The 15,988-nt window shown below is 72.4% G+C and carries 13 protein-coding genes; 8 read left to right on the top strand and 5 right to left on the bottom strand.

The window, feature by feature from the left end:
• Complete coding sequence (locus KBX50_RS20600) at nucleotides 1–1,536, top strand: SpoIIE family protein phosphatase (RefSeq protein WP_210938955.1); 1,536 nt, start codon at nucleotides 1–3, stop codon at nucleotides 1,534–1,536.
• A gap of 33 nt (nucleotides 1,537–1,569) precedes the next feature.
• Here the strand turns inward: KBX50_RS20600 and KBX50_RS20595 are convergent, their stop codons facing one another.
• Nucleotides 1,570–2,355, bottom strand: coding sequence for an AraC family transcriptional regulator (locus tag KBX50_RS20595; RefSeq protein ID WP_210938953.1), 786 nt, complete (start codon nucleotides 2,353–2,355; stop codon nucleotides 1,570–1,572).
• Nucleotides 2,356–2,386: 31 nt separating this feature from the next.
• On the opposite strand from KBX50_RS20595, the gene KBX50_RS20590 reads away from it, so the two are divergent.
• The 4 genes from KBX50_RS20590 to KBX50_RS20575 are packed head-to-tail and all read left to right on the top strand — an operon-like array spanning nucleotide 2,387 to nucleotide 5,656.
• Nucleotides 2,387–2,956, top strand: coding sequence for a TIGR03086 family metal-binding protein (locus tag KBX50_RS20590; protein ID WP_210938951.1), 570 nt, complete (start codon nucleotides 2,387–2,389; stop codon nucleotides 2,954–2,956).
• 44 nt (nucleotides 2,957–3,000) lie between these two features.
• Nucleotides 3,001–3,537, top strand: coding sequence for a PadR family transcriptional regulator (locus tag KBX50_RS20585; RefSeq protein WP_210938950.1), 537 nt, complete (start codon nucleotides 3,001–3,003; stop codon nucleotides 3,535–3,537).
• Nucleotides 3,534–4,235 (top strand): ABC transporter ATP-binding protein, encoded by a 702-nt coding sequence (locus KBX50_RS20580; RefSeq protein WP_210938948.1) that lies wholly within the window; start codon nucleotides 3,534–3,536, stop codon nucleotides 4,233–4,235. The genes KBX50_RS20585 and KBX50_RS20580 overlap by 4 nt, the downstream gene beginning before the upstream one ends.
• Entirely contained in the window at nucleotides 4,232–5,656 is a 1,425-nt protein-coding gene (locus KBX50_RS20575; protein WP_210938946.1) for an FtsX-like permease family protein, read from the top strand. Before KBX50_RS20580 ends, KBX50_RS20575 begins: the two co-directional genes overlap by 4 nt.
• A 29-nt stretch (nucleotides 5,657–5,685) precedes the next feature.
• Here the strand turns inward: KBX50_RS20575 and KBX50_RS20570 are convergent, their stop codons facing one another.
• Together KBX50_RS20570 and KBX50_RS20565 are read right to left on the bottom strand one after the other, a co-directional pair.
• Entirely contained in the window at nucleotides 5,686–6,366 is a 681-nt protein-coding gene (locus tag KBX50_RS20570; protein ID WP_210938944.1) for a response regulator transcription factor, read from the bottom strand.
• On the bottom strand, nucleotides 6,354–7,643 hold the full coding sequence (locus tag KBX50_RS20565; protein ID WP_210938942.1) for a histidine kinase: 1,290 nt from the start codon (nucleotides 7,641–7,643) through the stop codon (nucleotides 6,354–6,356). Before KBX50_RS20565 ends, KBX50_RS20570 begins: the two co-directional genes overlap by 13 nt.
• Nucleotides 7,644–7,776: 133 nt before the next feature.
• Between KBX50_RS20565 and KBX50_RS20560 the strand changes: the two genes are divergently transcribed.
• Entirely contained in the window at nucleotides 7,777–8,457 is a 681-nt protein-coding gene (locus KBX50_RS20560) for a DUF998 domain-containing protein (RefSeq protein ID WP_210938940.1), read from the top strand.
• A 20-nt stretch (nucleotides 8,458–8,477) separates the two neighbouring features.
• Here KBX50_RS20560 and KBX50_RS20555 read toward each other — a convergent pair whose 3' ends face one another.
• Nucleotides 8,478–10,574, bottom strand: coding sequence for a S9 family peptidase (locus KBX50_RS20555; RefSeq protein WP_210938938.1), 2,097 nt, complete (start codon nucleotides 10,572–10,574; stop codon nucleotides 8,478–8,480).
• Nucleotides 10,575–10,656: 82 nt separating this feature from the next.
• Between KBX50_RS20555 and KBX50_RS20550 the strand changes: the two genes are divergently transcribed.
• The gene (locus KBX50_RS20550; protein WP_210938936.1) at nucleotides 10,657–12,003 is read left to right on the top strand and encodes an FAD-binding oxidoreductase; all 1,347 of its coding nucleotides are present in this window, start codon (nucleotides 10,657–10,659) and stop codon (nucleotides 12,001–12,003) included.
• Nucleotides 12,004–12,052: 49 nt separating this feature from the next.
• On the opposite strand, the gene KBX50_RS20545 is transcribed toward KBX50_RS20550, so the two are convergent.
• The gene (locus tag KBX50_RS20545; RefSeq protein ID WP_210938934.1) at nucleotides 12,053–14,131 is read right to left on the bottom strand and encodes a SpoIIE family protein phosphatase; all 2,079 of its coding nucleotides are present in this window, start codon (nucleotides 14,129–14,131) and stop codon (nucleotides 12,053–12,055) included.
• A gap of 154 nt (nucleotides 14,132–14,285) precedes the next feature.
• On the opposite strand from KBX50_RS20545, the gene KBX50_RS20540 reads away from it, so the two are divergent.
• A partial coding sequence (locus tag KBX50_RS20540; RefSeq protein ID WP_374224682.1) for a HAMP domain-containing protein occupies nucleotides 14,286–15,988 on the top strand: 1,703 nt, incomplete at its 3' end.

Genomic DNA, 15,988 nt, shown 5'->3' with positions numbered 1-15,988 from the left:
GTGGACGGCGCAGCGACAGTGCTGGTGGTCGACGACAGTCGGACCAAGCGCTACCTCCTGGTGAACTGGCTGACCCGAGCCGGCTTCACCGTGCTGGAGGCGGAGACGGGTGGCGAGGCGCTGAGCCGGGTCGGGGTGGACCCGATCGACCTGGTCGTGCTCGACGTCCGGTTGCCGGACATGAGCGGCTTCGAAGTGTGCGAGCGGATCAAACTGGCGCATCCGGCGTTGCCGGTGATCCACGTGTCCGCGCACGCGGTCGACACGTATGACCGGGCCCAGGGCCTGAACCGAGGGGCGGACGCGTACCTGGCCGAGCCGATCGAGCCGGAGGAACTGGTCGCCACCGCCCAGTCGGTGTTGCGGTACTACCAGGCCCGGCGGCGAGCCGAGCTGCTCGCCGAGCGGCTCACCGGGCTGGCGGACACCACCGTCGCGGTGCACGCCGCGCCGAGCTTCACCAGACTGCTACAGGTGGCGGCGGCCGGCGCTGCGGAGATCTTCAAGAGTCCCGCCGCGGTGGTCGCCGAGACCTTCGACGGGGACTGCCTCGCCGGCGTCTGCGCCGGGCCGGGTGCCGAGCCCCGCGTGGTGACCTGGGTCGTCGACGACACCGGGGTGCCGACCGGCGCCACCGTCAGGGTGCAGGAGCCGGACGGTTGGTCGCTTGTCGACTGGCCGGCCGGCGACACGATCACCGTCGCCGCCGCCCGGCTGCGCGAGGACCGCGCGCCGCTCTACGTCGTGGTGCCCACCGCGACGCAGACCGCCCGCACTCCGGTGCTGGTCCAGCTCGCCCAGGCGGTTGCCTCCGCCGTGGAGGCGCAACGCTCCTTCGACGAGGAACACCGGATCGCGGTGACGCTGCAACGCAGCCTGCTGCCGCGTCAGATCCCGCAGATCAGCGGCCTCGACCTGGCCGTACGCTACGAGCCGGCCAGCGCCCAGACCGAGGTGGGCGGCGACTTCTACGAGTTGGTGATGCTCGACGGTCACCTGTTGCTGGCCATCGGGGACGTGGCCGGTCACTCCCTGCACGCCGCCACCATCATGGCCGAGCTGCGGCACGCGCTGCGGGCGTACGCGGTGGAGGGGCACCAGCCGGGCGAGATCCTGCACCGGGTCAACGAGCTGATGCGTACGCTGCTGCCCAGCGAGCTGGCGACGATCTGTGTGCTGCTGCTGGAGCCGACCACCGGTCACATCCGGCTGGCCAGCGCCGGCCACCTACCCCCGTTGATCATCCAGGACGGCAAGGTGGAGTACGTGCAGCATGCCGCGCCCCTGCTCGGGGTGCGTGCGCCCCGCCCCGCCGACCTGGAGTTCGTGCTGCCGGCCGGGGCGACGATGGTCTTCTACACCGATGGCCTGATCGAACGACGGGACGCGACGATCGACGAGGGGCTGGCCGCCCTCTCGGCGTGTGCCGCCCAGGTCGACGACGACCTCGACCGGTACTGCGAACGGCTGCTCGTCGAACTGGCCCCGGACGAGATCCAGGACGACGTCGCCGTGGTCGTCCTGCGTCGCCGCTGAGGTGCGACGCCCTCGGTGGCGAGCGGCCCCTTCCTAACCCCGACTCTGGGCGTACGCGGCGGGGGAGACGCCGGTCGTCGCGGTGAAGTCGCGTACCAGGTGAGCCTGATCGCTGTAGCCGAGTTCGGCGGCGAGCCCGGCCCAGTCGAGCGGCCCGTCCGCCGCCCGCTCGATCGCCTCGTGCAGCCGGTAGCGGCGGATCACCCACTTGGGACCGACCCCGACGTGGGTGAGGAAGAGCCGCTGCAACCGGCGGACGGAGACGCCGTGCTCGCGGGCGAACTCGTCGACCCGGCGTACGTTCCGGTCGGTTCGGATCGTCTCGACCAGGCGCATCACCTCGTCGTTGACGGGATCTGCTCGGGGTGCCCAGCCGGTCAGCAGTGCGTCCAGCGCCTGGCAACGTTCGGTGTCCGTACCGGCGCAGACCACGTGATCGGGTGCGGCACCGGGGAGCGGCTGCCGTCGGCCGGTCAGCTCGGCGACCGACCGCCGCCAGAACGGATGGAAGCCGCCGGGCCGGAACTGCACGCCGCTGACCCGCCCGGAACCGGTCAGGGTGACCGAGAAAAGTTCCTGGCCGACGCCGGCCACCTCCGCGCGCTCCGGGCCGTCACCGTCGCGCTGGAACACCAGGTTGACCGCCGGATGCGGGACGATCCGCTGCTCGAACGGTTCGCTGAGGTCCCAGTCGATCAGCCAGTAGTGCTCCACCCAGTGGCGTAGCGGAACCGCGGGCAGGCGCCGTCGGAACCGTACCCGCCGCTTCAACCCGGCCGGGTCGAGGATGCCGCGGCTGTCGCCGCGCGGCTGTCGCATTTGTTCAAGACCGCCCTCATACGCTGGCCCTATGGCCACTCAGACTAGCGACCTGCTGGCGGCTGCCGCGCCGCGAACCGTGGCGGTGGTCCGGCAGATCAGCGATGATCAGCTCGACCTGCCTACGCCCTGCCAGGACTATCAGGTCCGTGACCTGCTGAACCACCTGTACGAGGTGGTGGTCAACTTCCAGGCGCTCGCCGGGCGTTCGCCGGTGACCTGGGCCGACAAGCCTGACCATCTCACCGACGGCTGGCGGGACCGGTTCGAGACCGAGACCGGCCGGTTGGTCGAGGCGTGGTCGGACCCGGCCAGCGAGGAGGGTGTCTCGCCGGGAATGGGCATGCCGCAGCCGGTGGTGGGTGCGATGGCGCTGCTCGACCTGACCGTGCACGGCTGGGATCTCGCGGTCGCCACCGGTCAGCCGTACGAGCCGGCGCCCGAGGCGCTGCCCGCGCTGCACGAGTTGGCCGCTCAGCTCGCTCCGACCGCCCGGCAGATGGGTGTGTTCGGCGAGGCGGTGCCGGTCGACGGCACCCTGTCGGAGTTGCCCCGGCTGCTCGGCCTGACCGGCCGCGACCCGGCCTGGACACCGCGCTAGGCCAGAGACTTGACGCCACTATTCACTGAGTGAATAGTGGTCTGGTGTCCACACCGCACCTGCTGCTGGGGCTGCTCGCCACCGGCACCATGCACGGGTACGACCTGAAGCGGGCCCACGACACCCGGCTGCCGCAGGCCCGCCCGTTGGCGTTCGGGCAGGTCTACGCCACGCTGGGGCGGCTGCTGCGGGACGGTTTGGTGGCCTCGACCGGGCCGGAGCGTCTCGCCGGCCCGGATCGGACGGCGTACACGCTGACCGAGCAGGGGCGGGCCACGCTGGACCAGTGGCTGAGCAGCGTCGAGCCACCGATGCCGTACGTGAACAGTCCGCTGTTCGCGAAGGTCGTGGTGGCGCTGCTGGTGGCCGACGTGGACCGGGCGCGGGCCTACCTCGTCGCGCAGCGGCGCGCGCACACCGAGCGGTTGCGCGAGCTGACCGCACTGAAGACGGCCCCGTCGGCCACTGTCGACGACATCGTGGCGGCCGACTACGCCATCGCCCATCTCGACGCCGACCTGCGGTGGTTGCACACCACCCTCGACCGGGTCGCCGACTGGCACCGGGAGGTGCACTCGTGACGCAACTTCAGGCTCGCGGTCTGGTGAAGTCGTACGGACCCACACCCGCGCTGCGGGGCATCACCCTCGACGTCGACGAGGGGGAGATAGTCGCGGTGACCGGGCCGAGCGGCTGCGGCAAGTCCACCCTGCTGCACTGCCTCGCCGGCATCCTGCGGCCCGACGCGGGCGAGGTGAGCTGGCGTGGGCACCGGCTGGACACCTGGTCCGAGGCGGCCCGCTCCCGGCTGCGGCGTACCGAATTCGGGGTGTTGTTCCAGTTCGGTCAGCTCGTCCCCGAGCTGACCGCGGCGGAGAACGTCGCCCTTCCGTTGTTGCTCGCCGGCACGGGGCGGCGAGCGGCACGGACGGCGGCGCTGACCTGGTTGGAGCGGCTGAGTGTGGCAGAGTGCGCCGACGTGCGTCCCGGCGAGATGTCCGGCGGTCAGCAACAGCGCTGCGCCACCGCCCGGGCACTGGTCACCGAACCACGGGTGCTCTTCGCCGACGAGCCGACCGGCGCGCTGGACACCCTCGCCGGGGAGCAGGTGCTGACCCAACTGGTCCGGCTGGCCCGGGAGCAGCACACAAGCGTCGTCCTGGTCACCCACGAGCCACGGATCGCCGCGTACGCCGATCGTGAGGTCGTCCTGCGCGACGGCGTGATCGACCACACCGGCCTGGGCCTCGACGCGCCGCTCGCCGGCGGTTCCCGGTGAGCCTCGCGACCCTGACCAGGCTGGCCCTCGCCGGCAACCGCACCGACGCGGCCCGGGTGGCGTTGACCGCGTTGAGCGCCCTGCTGGCCACCCTCGCCGGGCTCGCGGCCCTGACGGTGCTGGCCATCGAGAAACCGCCGGGTGACGCGCGGCAGCAGTCCGAGCAGTACGTCAACGCGCTGCTGCGCGAGCCGGGGCTGCGCGGCGGGACGGCGTTCGCGCTGGTGCTGCTGACCATCCCGATCCTGGCCCTGGCCGGTCAGAGCGCCCGACTGGGCGCGCCGTCGCGGGACCGACGGCTCGCCGCGTTGCGGCTGGCCGGTGCGACCCCCGGCCAGGTGACCCGGGTCGCGATGCTGGAGACCGGGCTCGCCGGCCTGGTCGGTACGGTGGTCGGCCTGGCCGCCTATCTCGGCGGGCGGGAGGTGCTGCACCGTCCGGACGCCGACGGCCAGTTGGCCCTGCCCACCGACGTGCTGCCGCCGGTGCCGGCGATGGCGATCATGGTGCTCGGGCTTCCGGTGCTCGCGGCGGCGGCCACCGCCGTCCTGCTCCGTCGGGTCGCCACCACGCCGCTCGGGGTGGTCCGCCGGGCCGGCCGCACCGGGTCACCTCGGCCGTGGCCGGCGCTGCTGATCGGGCTCGGCGTGCTGGCGGCGGCGATGGTCGAACCGATCCAGTGGGCCCTGCGGGGTGCCGCCCTCGAATGGCTCGCCCTGGTCGTCATGCTCGGCATCTTCGGCGCGGTGATGGGGGTGATCTTCGGGGTCGGCTGGATCTCCCACCTGGCCGGGAAGGTGCTGCACCGCTTCGCCAGGCGTCCGGCCGCGCTGCTGGCGGCCCGTCGGCTGACCGACGACCCCTGGGCCAGCAGCCGCACCTTCGCCGCCCTGCTGGCCGCCTTGATCATTGCTGGCGGCGCGGCGGCCTTCCGAGCCTCGTTCCAGCTCAGGGCGGAGCTGGAACAGGAGCAGAACCGGCTGGCCGGCTTCGGTGGCGAGGCCTTCCACGACTCCTTCTACCTGAACACCATGGATCTGGTCGACCTCGCCGTGGCCGCGGCGGTGGCCATCGCCGCCGCCGGCCTGCTCGTCACGCTGGTGGAGGGGATCGTCTCCCGCCGCCGGACGTACGCCGCCCTGGTGGCGACCGGCGTGCCCCGGGCCACCATCGGCACCTCGATCGTCTGGCAGGTGCTGGCCCCGGTGGTGCCCGCCGTGCTGATGGCGCTCGGCGTCGGGTACGCCATCGGCCGACTGCTCAGCGGCGACCTCAGCCCGGGCGCTCGCCGGCCGGACGTACCGCTTGAGCAACTGGCGTTGCAGGGTGCCGGCGCGATCGTCGCGGTGCTGGTCGTGGTCGGGCTGGGCGTGCTCTTCCTGCGGTCCACCACGGCGGTGGAGGAGCTACGCGCCACCTGAGCGACTCGGTTCGCCACGGGCGAGCCTCCTCAGACAGGCTTGGCGGACCAGGTGGCGTCGGCCCGCAGGTAGGTGAGCGTCGCCAGCACCCGGCGGTTGGTGCCGTCGTCCGGTGGCAGGCCGAGCTTGGCCAGGATGTTGCCGATGTGCTTGCCGACCGCTGCCTCGGTGACGTGCAGGCGGCCGGCGATCGCCGCGTTGGACCGCCCCTCGGCGACAAGCACGAGCACCTCCCGCTCGCGGGCGGAGAGGGCGGCGAGCGGGTCCCGGGGCCGGTGCAGCAACCGGCGGACCACGTCCGGATCGACAACAGTGCCGCCGCCGACGACGGTACGCAGGTTGTCGACGAACTCGGTCACCTCGGCGACCCGGTCCTTGAGCAGGTAGCCGACCCGCCGGCCGTCGGCGCTGGCAAGCAGCGCCGAGGCGTACTCCGGCTGCACGTGCTGACTCAACACCACCACGGCCAGGCCGGGTTGCTCGGCGCGCAGCTCCACTGCCGCGCGTAGCCCGTCGTCGCGGTGCCGGGGCGGCATCCGGATGTCGGTCACCACCAGGTCCGGCCGGTGCGCCCGGACGGCGTCCACGAGCGCGGGGGCGGTACCGACGGCGTCGAGCACGTCGAAGCCGAAGCGGGCGAGCAGGGCCACCAGGCCCTCGCGCAGCAGCACCTCGTCCTCGGCGAGCACGACCCGGGTCACGCCTTGCACGGTAGCTCCACCCGGACGACAGTGGGGCCACCCGGCGGGCTGGCCAGCAGCAGGCGGCCCTCGGCGGCGGCCACCCGGTCGGCGAGCCCGGTCAATCCGCTGCCCCGAGCGGGATCCGCGCCGCCCCGCCCGTCGTCCCGGATCTCGACCACCAGCCCGGTGTCGGCGTCGGTGAGCCGGACCTCGGCCCGGGTCGCCTCGGCATGTCGGGCGACGTTGCCGAGCGCCTCCGACACCACGAAGTACGCGGTGGTCTCGACCGTCTCGGGCACCGCGCGGCGCAGGTCGGCGTGCACCTCGACGGGGATTGTCGCCTCGTCGGCGAGTTCCCGGACCGCACCGGCCAACCCCAGGTCGGTGAGGCTCTGCGGACGGATGCCCTGGACGATCTGCCGGAGCAGGACCATCAGTCCCTTCGCCTGCTCGTGCGCCACGGCGAGCGGCCGGGCGGCCGGCGAGTCCTCCGGAACGTCCAGCCGGGCCAGGCCGAGCTGGAGGCTGAGACTTGTCAGCCGGGGGTGCGCGCCGTCGTGCAGGTCACGTTCGATGCGTCGGCGCTCCGCCTCGTACGCGTCGACCAACCGGGCACGCGACCGGGTCACCTCGCGCAGCGCGAGGCCGTCCGGAGCGCCCCGGAGCAGCCACCGCGCGACGGTGCCCTGCGCCACGGCGAGCGCCCCGGCCGCGTACCACAGGGCCGGGACGAGCAGCACCCCGACGATCGCGTGCGGGATCGCCTCGACAGCCGTGTCCGGCGTGGCCCAGAGCAGCACCACCTGGTCACCGCCGGCGATCAGGAAAGGGCTGACGATCAGCACGGCGTCCAGCAGCACCAGCATGGTGAACAGCCAGTACACGGCCGGGACCAGGCCGCCGAGGACGAACAGGTAGGCAGCCTCCCGCCAGGCGGTGCCGGTGGTGTAGCGGGCGGTGAGACCACGCCAGGGCACCGCCGGTAGGTGCCGATTGTCGACCAGGCCGAGCCGGTAGCGTTCGAACGCCGCCACCGGCACGCTGAGCAGCGGCGCCAGCGCCACGATGATCAGTGCGCCGACGGTCAGGAAGACGGTGAGCGCCAGCGACACGGGCCGGCCCTGCCGCGCCGCGTTGGTGGCGGCGACAAGCGGTGCCAGCAGGACAAGCAGCCCGAGTGAGAGTACGCCGGCCAGCGGCACGCTTGTGAACAGGTACGCCAGGGCACGCCACGGCCAGCCGGTCAGCGGGTAACGGCGCTGCCGCAGGGCCTCGGCGAGATGGGTCGGTGCGGCTGATGTCATGCCGCCGACGCTAGTGATCCGACCAGGGCGGACCCAGCCCGCTGGACACCGTCTCCCGGGTATGGCCAGCACTACCTCGTTCCTCGGCGCAGCGGTAGTGCGTCAGCACCACGGCATCGACTGAGGTGGACGCATGCCTGTGCACCGTCTGGGTTCCTACGCCCTGCTGCTCGCCGCGCCGCTGTTCGCCGCCGGGATCGCGGTGACCGCACGGGGATGGCGGCAGCCGCCGTACGACTGGCGTACCCACCACATCAGTGACCTCGGGAACGTCACCTGCGGCCTCTGGGACAGCAGCCGGCCGCGTCCGGTCTGCTCGCCGTGGCATCCGCTGATGAACGGCACGATGATCGCGACCGGGTTCCTGATCATCGCCGGTCTGCTGCTCAGTTGGTCGATGCTCGGCCATGGTGCGGCGGTACGGGCCGTGCAACTCGCCGCGCTGGCAGGTGCCGGTGGATACGTGTTGGCCGGCGTCTACCCGGCGGATGTGGACGAGAATCGGCACTTCCTGGCCGCGCTGCTGGTGTTCGGTGCGGGCAACGGAGCGCTGCTGCTCGCGGCGCTGCCACAGCGGTCGGCGGCGCTCGGCCCGGCCCGTCGGGTCAACCTCCTGCTCGGCCTGACCGGGGCGGCCGGGACGCTGCTCTTCCTCGGGCAGGTGGATCTCGGCTTCGGCGTCGGTGGGCTGGAACGGGTGGCCGTGCTGCCGTTTCTGCTCTGGACGGTCGTGATCGGCAGCGGGCTCAGCCCTCGTCCCGAAGCGGAGCGGGAGGCCCGGCCTGATGCCCCGGCGACGCGGCCGCGTCACTGAGACACCAGGCCGGTCGACGGTCAGGCGCGGCCGAAGCGGTCCAGGGTCCAGGCGTTTATGAACGCCTCCTCCCGCCAGGCGTCGTAGCGCCCGCTCGGCCCGCCGTGACCCGCCTCCATCTCGGTTTTGAGCAGGTAGTCACCCTGCGGCGCGACCGCCCGCAGCCGCGCGATCCACTTTGCCGGCTCGTGGTAGAGCACCCGCGTGTCGTTGAGGCTGGTCATCGCCAGGATCGCCGGGTAGTCCAGAGCGGCGACGTTCTCGTACGGGGTGTACGACTTCATGTACGCGTACACCTCGGGGTCGGCGAGCGGGTTGCCCCACTCCTCCCACTCGGTGACGGTCAGTGGCAGCGACGGGTCCAGGATCGTGTTGAGCGCGTCCACGAACGGCACCTGCGCGACGATGCCGGCGAAGGCGTCCGGCGCCAGGTTGGCCACCGCGCCCATCAGCAGCCCGCCGGCCGAGCCACCCCGGGCGACCAGCCGGTCCGGCGCCGTCCAGCCCGCCTTGGCCAGGTGCCGGGCGCAGGCCACGAAGTCGGTGAAGGTGTTCTTCTTGGCGAGCATCTTGCCGTGGTCGTACCACCGGCGGCCCAGCTCGCCACCGCCCCGGATGTGCGCCACCGCGAAGATCACCCCACGGTCCAGCAGGGACAGCCGGCCGACCGAGAACCACGGGTCCATGCTCGCCTCGTACGAGCCGTAGCCGTAGATGACGCAGGGTGCCGATCCGTCCCGGGGGGTGCCCCGCCGGTACACCAGGGAGATCGGCACCTTGGTGCCGTCGTCGGCGAGTGCCCAGTCGCGCTGCTGCTCGTAGTCCTCCGGCCGGTACACCTGACCGTCCGGCCCGGGCAGCACCGGCCGTCGGCGCAGCAGCGTCATCTCCCGGGTGACCAGGTCGTAGTCGTACACCGAGTCGGGCGTGACGAGCGAGGTGTAGCGCAGCCGCAGCCGGCCGGTGCGGTACTCCGGATTGGCGTCCAGACCGACGGTGTGCAGCGGCTCCGGGAACTCGATGTCGTGGGCGTCACCGCCGCCCACGGGCAGCACCCGCAGCCCGGTCAGGCCGTTGCTGCGTACCGTGACGACCAGGTGGTCGGCGAAGGCGTCGACCGACTCCAGCCGGGTGCCCGGGGAGTGCTCGATCAGCGGCACCCAGTCGCCCGGGGCGTCGGCCGAGGTGTACGCGAGGGCGAAATCCTCGGCGTCGTCGTTGTGCAGGATCAGGAACCGGTGGCCGTGGTGTTCCACCGAGTACTCGACCCCCTGTCGGCGGGGTGCGATCACCGCCGGCTCGCCCGTCGGGTTGCCGGCCGGGATCACCCGTACCTCGCTGGTGAGCTTGCTGGCGATGTCGATGAGGACGAACCGCTCCGAGCGGGTCAGCTCGACACCGACCCAGAACCGCTCGTCGTCCTCGGTGTGCACCACCACGTCCTCGGTGGCGGCGGTGCCGATGACGTGTCGCCAGACCCGGTTGGGTCGCCACGCCTCGTCCACGGTCACGTAGAACAGCACCGAGGCGTCGCCGGACCACGCGGTGCCGTAGAAGGTGCCAGGGATCTCGTCGGGCAGCAGCTCACCGGTGCTGAGGTCCTTGACCCGCAGGGTGAACCGCTCGTCACCGGAGTAGTCGGTGGAGTACGCCAGGTAGCGCCCGTCGGGGCTGACGTCGAAGGCGCCGAGCGAGAAGAAGTCGTGCCCCTTGGCCAACTCGTTGCCGTCCAGCAGGATCTGCTCCCCGTCGAGCGGGGCACCATCGGTGCTGATCGGCGGGGTGGTCTCGTCGGGGCGGACCGCCCGACGGCAGTGCACGCCGTACTGCTGGCCCTCGACGGTGCGGGTGTAGTACCAGTGCTGGCCCTTGCGGGTCGGCACGGACAGGTCGGTCTCCTGGGTACGCCGCCGGATCTCCTCGAACAATGTCGTACGCAGCCCGGACAGGTGCGCCGTCCGGGCCTCGGTCCAGGCGTTCTCGGCGTTCAGATAGTTGATCGTTTCCGGATCGTCCTTGGTGGCGAGCCAGGCGTACTCGTCGACGACGGTGTCGCCGTGGTGGACGCGTTCGGTCGGCACCCGCCTGGCCGCGGGAACGGGGGTCTCGGTGGTCACGGCGCCACGTTACCGGCCGTAGCGACATGTGGCGCGGTGCAATTCCACCTCCGATCGTTCGAACACATGTACGATCGCCGGCATGGCGCCACCCCCTTCCGCCGGTACGTCCGGTGTTCGCGACATCACCCGCCGACTGAGCGAGATCTGCGGTCCGCGCTTCGCGCGTCGCGCCGGCCCCGCCGACGAGGTGGCCGGGAGCACGGCCCGCTGGGTGGCGGTGCCCGGTGGTCCGCACGCCGCTGCGCAGGTGCTGCGGCTGGCCGCCCGGCACGACCTGAGCGTGGTGCCCCGAGGGGCCGGCACCAAGATCGACTGGGGTGCGCCACCCGAACGGGTCGACATCATGCTCGACACCGGGAGACTGGCCGGCATCGGCCACCAGCCGCCGGACCGGGGCACGGCCGTGATCGGCGCCGGTACGCCGCTGCGTGCGGTACAGGCCACCCTGGAGCGCACCGGCCGGCGGCTCGCGTTGGACGCTCCCTCACCCGGCGCCACGCTCGGCGGGGTGCTGGCGGCCGACGAGGCCGGTCCATTGCGTCACCGGCACGGCACCGCCTGCGACCAGCTCGTCGGCCTGCGCTACCTGGCCGCCGACGGTGAGCTGGCCGAGGCGGGCGGTGGGGCGGCCGGGCTGGCCGAGGCGCGACTGCTGTGCGGCTCGGAGGGAGCACTCGGCGTGCTGGTCAGCGCGACGCTGCGGGTGCAGGCGGTGCCGGCCGCCCGGGTCTGGGTGACCCGGCCGGTGTGGACCCCACTGGAGGTGCACGACCTGATCCAGGCGGTGCTCGCCGCCCGGCTCGACCCGGCCGCGATCGAGCTCGACCTGCCGGTCAGCACCGGCTGTCGCCCACGACGGGACCGCCGTGCCGAGTCGATGGCACTGCACCCGTCGATGACCGGGCGCGCGTCGACCGGCCCGGCGGGCACCGGCTCGCTGGTGGTGCTCCTGGAGGGCGGTCCCGCGGAGGTGGCGGAGCGCACCGACCGGTTGATCGGTCTCTTCGGCGCCAGCACGGTGGTCGACCGGACGGCGCCACCGTGGTGGCGCAGCTACCCCTTCGCCCCTGGCGACACGGCCTTGCGACTGGAGGTGCCGATGACCGATCTGCACGCCGCCGTCTACGCCCTGCGCGACGCGGCCGGTGGGCCGGTGCCGGTACGCGGCTCGGCCGGGCTCGGCGTGGTGCACGCCGCCCTGCCCGGGGCGATGGCCCCGAGCCGGGTCGCGTCGATCCTGGCCGCGGTGCGTGGCGTGCTGCTCGCCCGACAGGGCCGGTGCGTGGTGCTCGCCGCCCCGCCGGCCGTCCGCCACACCGTCGACCTGTGGGGCGAGCGGGCCGACCTGGCCCAGCTACGCGCCGTCAAGCAGCACCTGGACCCGACCCACCGCCTCGCCCCCGGCCGTCTCCCCGGCGGTCTCTGATGCGGTGTCACGGAACGGTGGCGGTGTCGAGATCCTTGGCCGGCGCGTGCTAATCCGGCAGCGCGTCGTTGCGGAGGACGAGGATGGCGATGTCGTCGCGGGGCTCCTCGACCGAGAAGTTGATCGCGGTGGAGCGTAACCGTGCCGCCACCACGTCCGCCGAGTAACCGGCCAGCGGCGCGGCCGCGTCGCGCAGCCGCCCCGTGCCGAACAGCTCCCGGCCCCGGCGACGCTCGGTCACCCCGTCGGTGTAGAAGACCAGGCAGTCGCCCGGGGCGAGGGCGAGCTGCGCGGTGGGGGAGGCGATCGTGTCGAGCAGCCCGAGTGCGGTACCACCGGTGCCGACGAAGGCGGCCGGTCCGCCGCTGGATCGCAGCAGCACCGGCCGGTCGTGCCCAGCCAGGTGCAGCCCGACGTCGAGCCGGTCGCCCTCACCCGGCCCGACCGCCGCCAACGCCAGCGTGCAGTAGCGGCCGGCACCCCGATCCACGAGCGTCTGGTTGAGCCGGGCCAGCACCTCGGGCAGCGGCTTGCCGTCGCCGGCCAGCACCCGGATGACGTCCCGGACCAGCCCGGTGACCGCCGCCGCCTGTACTCCCTTGCCGGAGACGTCGCCGATCACCACCAGCCAGCGCCCGTCCGGCAGCGGCACCACGTCGTAGAAGTCGCCGCCGACGTCGACGTCTCCGCCGGTCGGCACGTACTCGGCGGCGAAGCCGATGCCCTCCACCACCGGCAGGACCGGCGGCAGTAACGACTGTTGCAGGGTCTGGGCCACCCGGCGGCGCTCGGCATGGATGCGGGCGTTCTCGATGGCGAGGGCGGCCCGTCGGGCCACGTCCTCCAGCACCGCGATCTCGTCCGGATCCTGCCGGTGCCGCTGGTGCCGTCCGACGGCCAGGGTGCCGAGGCGCTGCCCTCGGGCGATCAGCGGTACGGCGAAGCCCTCCATCGGCGCGCCGAGCGGGGTCCGGGTGCCGTTGCGGCTGGCCTCACGCAGCCGAGCCAGGATGGAATCAGGGCCGGCCTCGCGGAGCGTGGCGTGCAGCTGCGGCAGCATCGACTCGTCGGCGTGGCTGGCCGCCGCGAGCCGGAGCCGGCCCCACTCGTCGGTGGTGTGCACCGCGCACCACTGGCCGAGCCGGGGCACCACCAGCTGCGGGATGAGCGCCATGGTCAGTTCCACGTCCAGCGACTGGGCGAGCAGCTCGCTGGCCTCGGCGAGGAAGGTCAGCCAGGCCTGCCGGCGTACGTCCGCGCGGCGCAGCCGGTCGTTCTCCAGGTGCAGCGAGAGCCGCTCGGCGGTCAGCACCGCCAACGGCTGGGCGTACGCGGTGGGCGCGGCGTCCAGTTCCAGCTCACCGGCGTACGGGCGGTGCACGGCCAGCGGCACCCGGAGCAGGTCGTTACCGGCCCGGGGCTGGCGGCCGTACCGGGCGAGGACCTGGGCGCCCTGACCGTCGCCGCGGTCCAGCCGGACCACCCCACCGGCGGCGCCGACCATCTCCGCCACCCGGGTCAGCAGGCCGGCGGCGAAGTCCGGCAGCGGATCCTCGGCGTACGGGTCGGGGGTGGTCTGCATCAGCGCGTTCATCGCACCGGGGCTGGGCACGGCGGTCTGTCCGGCGCTGTCCGGTTGGGCGGCGCTCGCCGGTGGCGCGGGTGTGGCCGGTCCCTTGCCCTTGCGGTCGGACCGGTCCAGCCGGAACCACACCCCCTTGCCGGTGCGCAGGTAGGTGGTGCCCCAGCGGCTGGCGAAGTGGTCGACCAGCAGCAGCCCACGCCCCCGTTCGGCGACCTCGGCGATGTCGGTCGCCTGGTTGCGTACGCCGACGGTCAGCTCGTCGACCGGGCCGGCGGCGAAGTCGGAGACCGTCACGGTCAGCCCCGCCTGGTCGGCGGTGACCTCGATGTCCAGTTCGGTGCGGGCGTGCTCGACCGCGTTGGTGGACAGCTCGGTGGTCAACAGAAGTGCCTCGTTGAGCAGTTCGTCCAGGTCCGCCTCCGCGAGCACGGACCGGACGACCGCGCGCGCTGCGGCCGGTGTACGGCGGTCGGCGGGCAGCCGGACGCGCCGCGCATGCTCGTCTGGGCCCGTCTTCGCCGCGGGCCCCGCCTCCGCTGACACCCTCGTATCCTCCACCGACACCCCTGAAGTGCCAAGCCGATCACCACCGGGTCTTTGCCGTCGGACGGTGCCGTGCCGTGGCGTTTTCGAGGTCACGGGGACAATGATGGGGTGGCCGGTGGGAGCCGGTGTACCCCGAGGTGAGCGAGGAATGATGACCACGGCGAAACAGTCGGTGACCGCGGAGACCTCCGCCGCCGACCACGAGGCGGTCCTCACCGAGCTGGCGGAGGCGCTACGGCGGGTCCGTGGCGGTGATCTCAAGGTGCGGTTGCCCCGGCGATCGGGCGCGGCCGGTGAGGTGGCGGACGCCTTCAACGACGTGGTGTCGCTCCAGGAGCGGCAGCACCTGGATCTGCGCCGGATCAGTCGGGTCGTGGGCCGCGACGGCCGGCTGACCGAGCGGCTGGACGAGGAAGGGCTGGACGGCTCCTGGGCGCAGGGGCAGCGGGCGGTCAACTCGCTGATCGACGACCTGGGTCGACCCACCACCGAGATCGCCCGGGTCATCGTGGCGGTCGCCGACGGTGACCTCACCCAGCACATGGCGCTGGAGATCGACGGCCGCCCGCTGCGGGGTGAGTACCTGCGGATCGGTCGCACGGTCAACACCATGGTCGACCAGCTCTCGTCGTTCTCCAACGAGGTGACCCGGGTGGCCCGGGAGGTGGGCACCGAGGGCAAGCTGGGCGGCCAGGCCGACGTCCGCGGCGTCGCCGGCACCTGGAAGGACCTCACCGACTCGGTGAACACCATGGCGTCGAACCTGACCGGTCAGGTCCGGTCGATCTCCCAGGTGGCGACCGCGGTGGCCAAGGGTGACCTCTCGCAGAAGATCACCGTCAGCGCGCGCGGCGAGGTCGCCGAGCTGGCCGACACGATGAACTCGCTCACCGACACGCTGCGCCTCTTCGCCGAGCAGGTGACGCGGGTGGCCCGTGAGGTGGGTACCGAGGGCAAGCTGGGCGGTCAGGCGGAGGTGCCGGGCGTCGCGGGCACCTGGAAGGACCTGACCGACAGCGTCAACTCGATGGCGTCGAACCTGACCGCCCAGGTCCGCAACATCGCCCAGGTCTCCACGGCCGTGGCCCGGGGTGACCTGTCGCAGAAGATCACCGTGGCCGCGCAGGGCGAGATCCTGGAACTCAAGGACACCGTCAACACGATGGTGGACCAGTTGTCGTCGTTCGCCGACGAGGTGACCCGGGTGGCCCGTGAGGTGGGTACCGAGGGCAAGCTGGGCGGTCAGGCCCAGGTGCGCGGCGTCTCCGGCACCTGGCGCGACCTCACCGAGAACGTCAACCAGCTCGCCGGGAACCTGACCAGCCAGGTCCGCAACATCTCCCAGGTCTCCACGGCCGTCGCCAAGGGTGACCTGAGCCAGAAGATCACGGTGGATGCCCGGGGCGAGATCCTGGAGCTGAAGTCGACGGTGAACACGATGGTGGACCAGTTGTCGTCGTTCGCCGACGAGGTGACCCGGGTGGCCCGTGAGGTGGGCACCGAGGGCAAGCTGGGCGGTCAGGCGCAGGTCAAGGGCGTCAGCGGCACGTGGCGGGATCTGACCGACAACGTGAACTCGATGGCGTCGAACCTGACCAGCCAGGTGCGGAACATCGCCTCGGTCACCACGGCGGTGGCGCGGGGCGACCTGTCGCAGAAGATCACGGTGGATGCCCGGGGCGAGATCCTGGAGCTGAAGTCGACGGTGAACACGATGGTGGATCAGCTGTCGTCGTTCGCCGACGAGGTGACCCGGGTGGCCCGCGAGGTGGGCACCGAGGGCAAGCTGGGCGGTCAGGCCCAGGTCAAGGGCGTCAGCGGCACCTGGCGGGACCTCACCGAGAACGTCAACCA

It is taken from the genome of Micromonospora sp. C51 (assembly GCF_018070435.1).
In the GTDB taxonomy this organism is placed as follows: domain Bacteria; phylum Actinomycetota; class Actinomycetes; order Mycobacteriales; family Micromonosporaceae; genus Micromonospora; species Micromonospora sediminimaris.
This window is presented reverse-complemented; position numbering and strand designations above follow the sequence as displayed.

What these genes read in the sequence shown, in the direction of transcription:
- KBX50_RS20595 (WP_210938953.1), bottom strand. Translation starts at nt 2,355, where the DNA reads ATGCGACAGCCGCGCGGCGACAGCCGCGGCATCCTCGACCCGGCCGGG.
- KBX50_RS20550 (WP_210938936.1), top strand. Translation starts at nt 10,657, where the DNA reads ATGGCGCCACCCCCTTCCGCCGGTACGTCCGGTGTTCGCGACATCACC.
- KBX50_RS20565 (WP_210938942.1), bottom strand. Translation starts at nt 7,643, where the DNA reads ATGACATCAGCCGCACCGACCCATCTCGCCGAGGCCCTGCGGCAGCGC.
- KBX50_RS20560 (WP_210938940.1), top strand. Translation starts at nt 7,777, where the DNA reads ATGCCTGTGCACCGTCTGGGTTCCTACGCCCTGCTGCTCGCCGCGCCG.
- KBX50_RS20590 (WP_210938951.1), top strand. Translation starts at nt 2,387, where the DNA reads ATGGCCACTCAGACTAGCGACCTGCTGGCGGCTGCCGCGCCGCGAACC.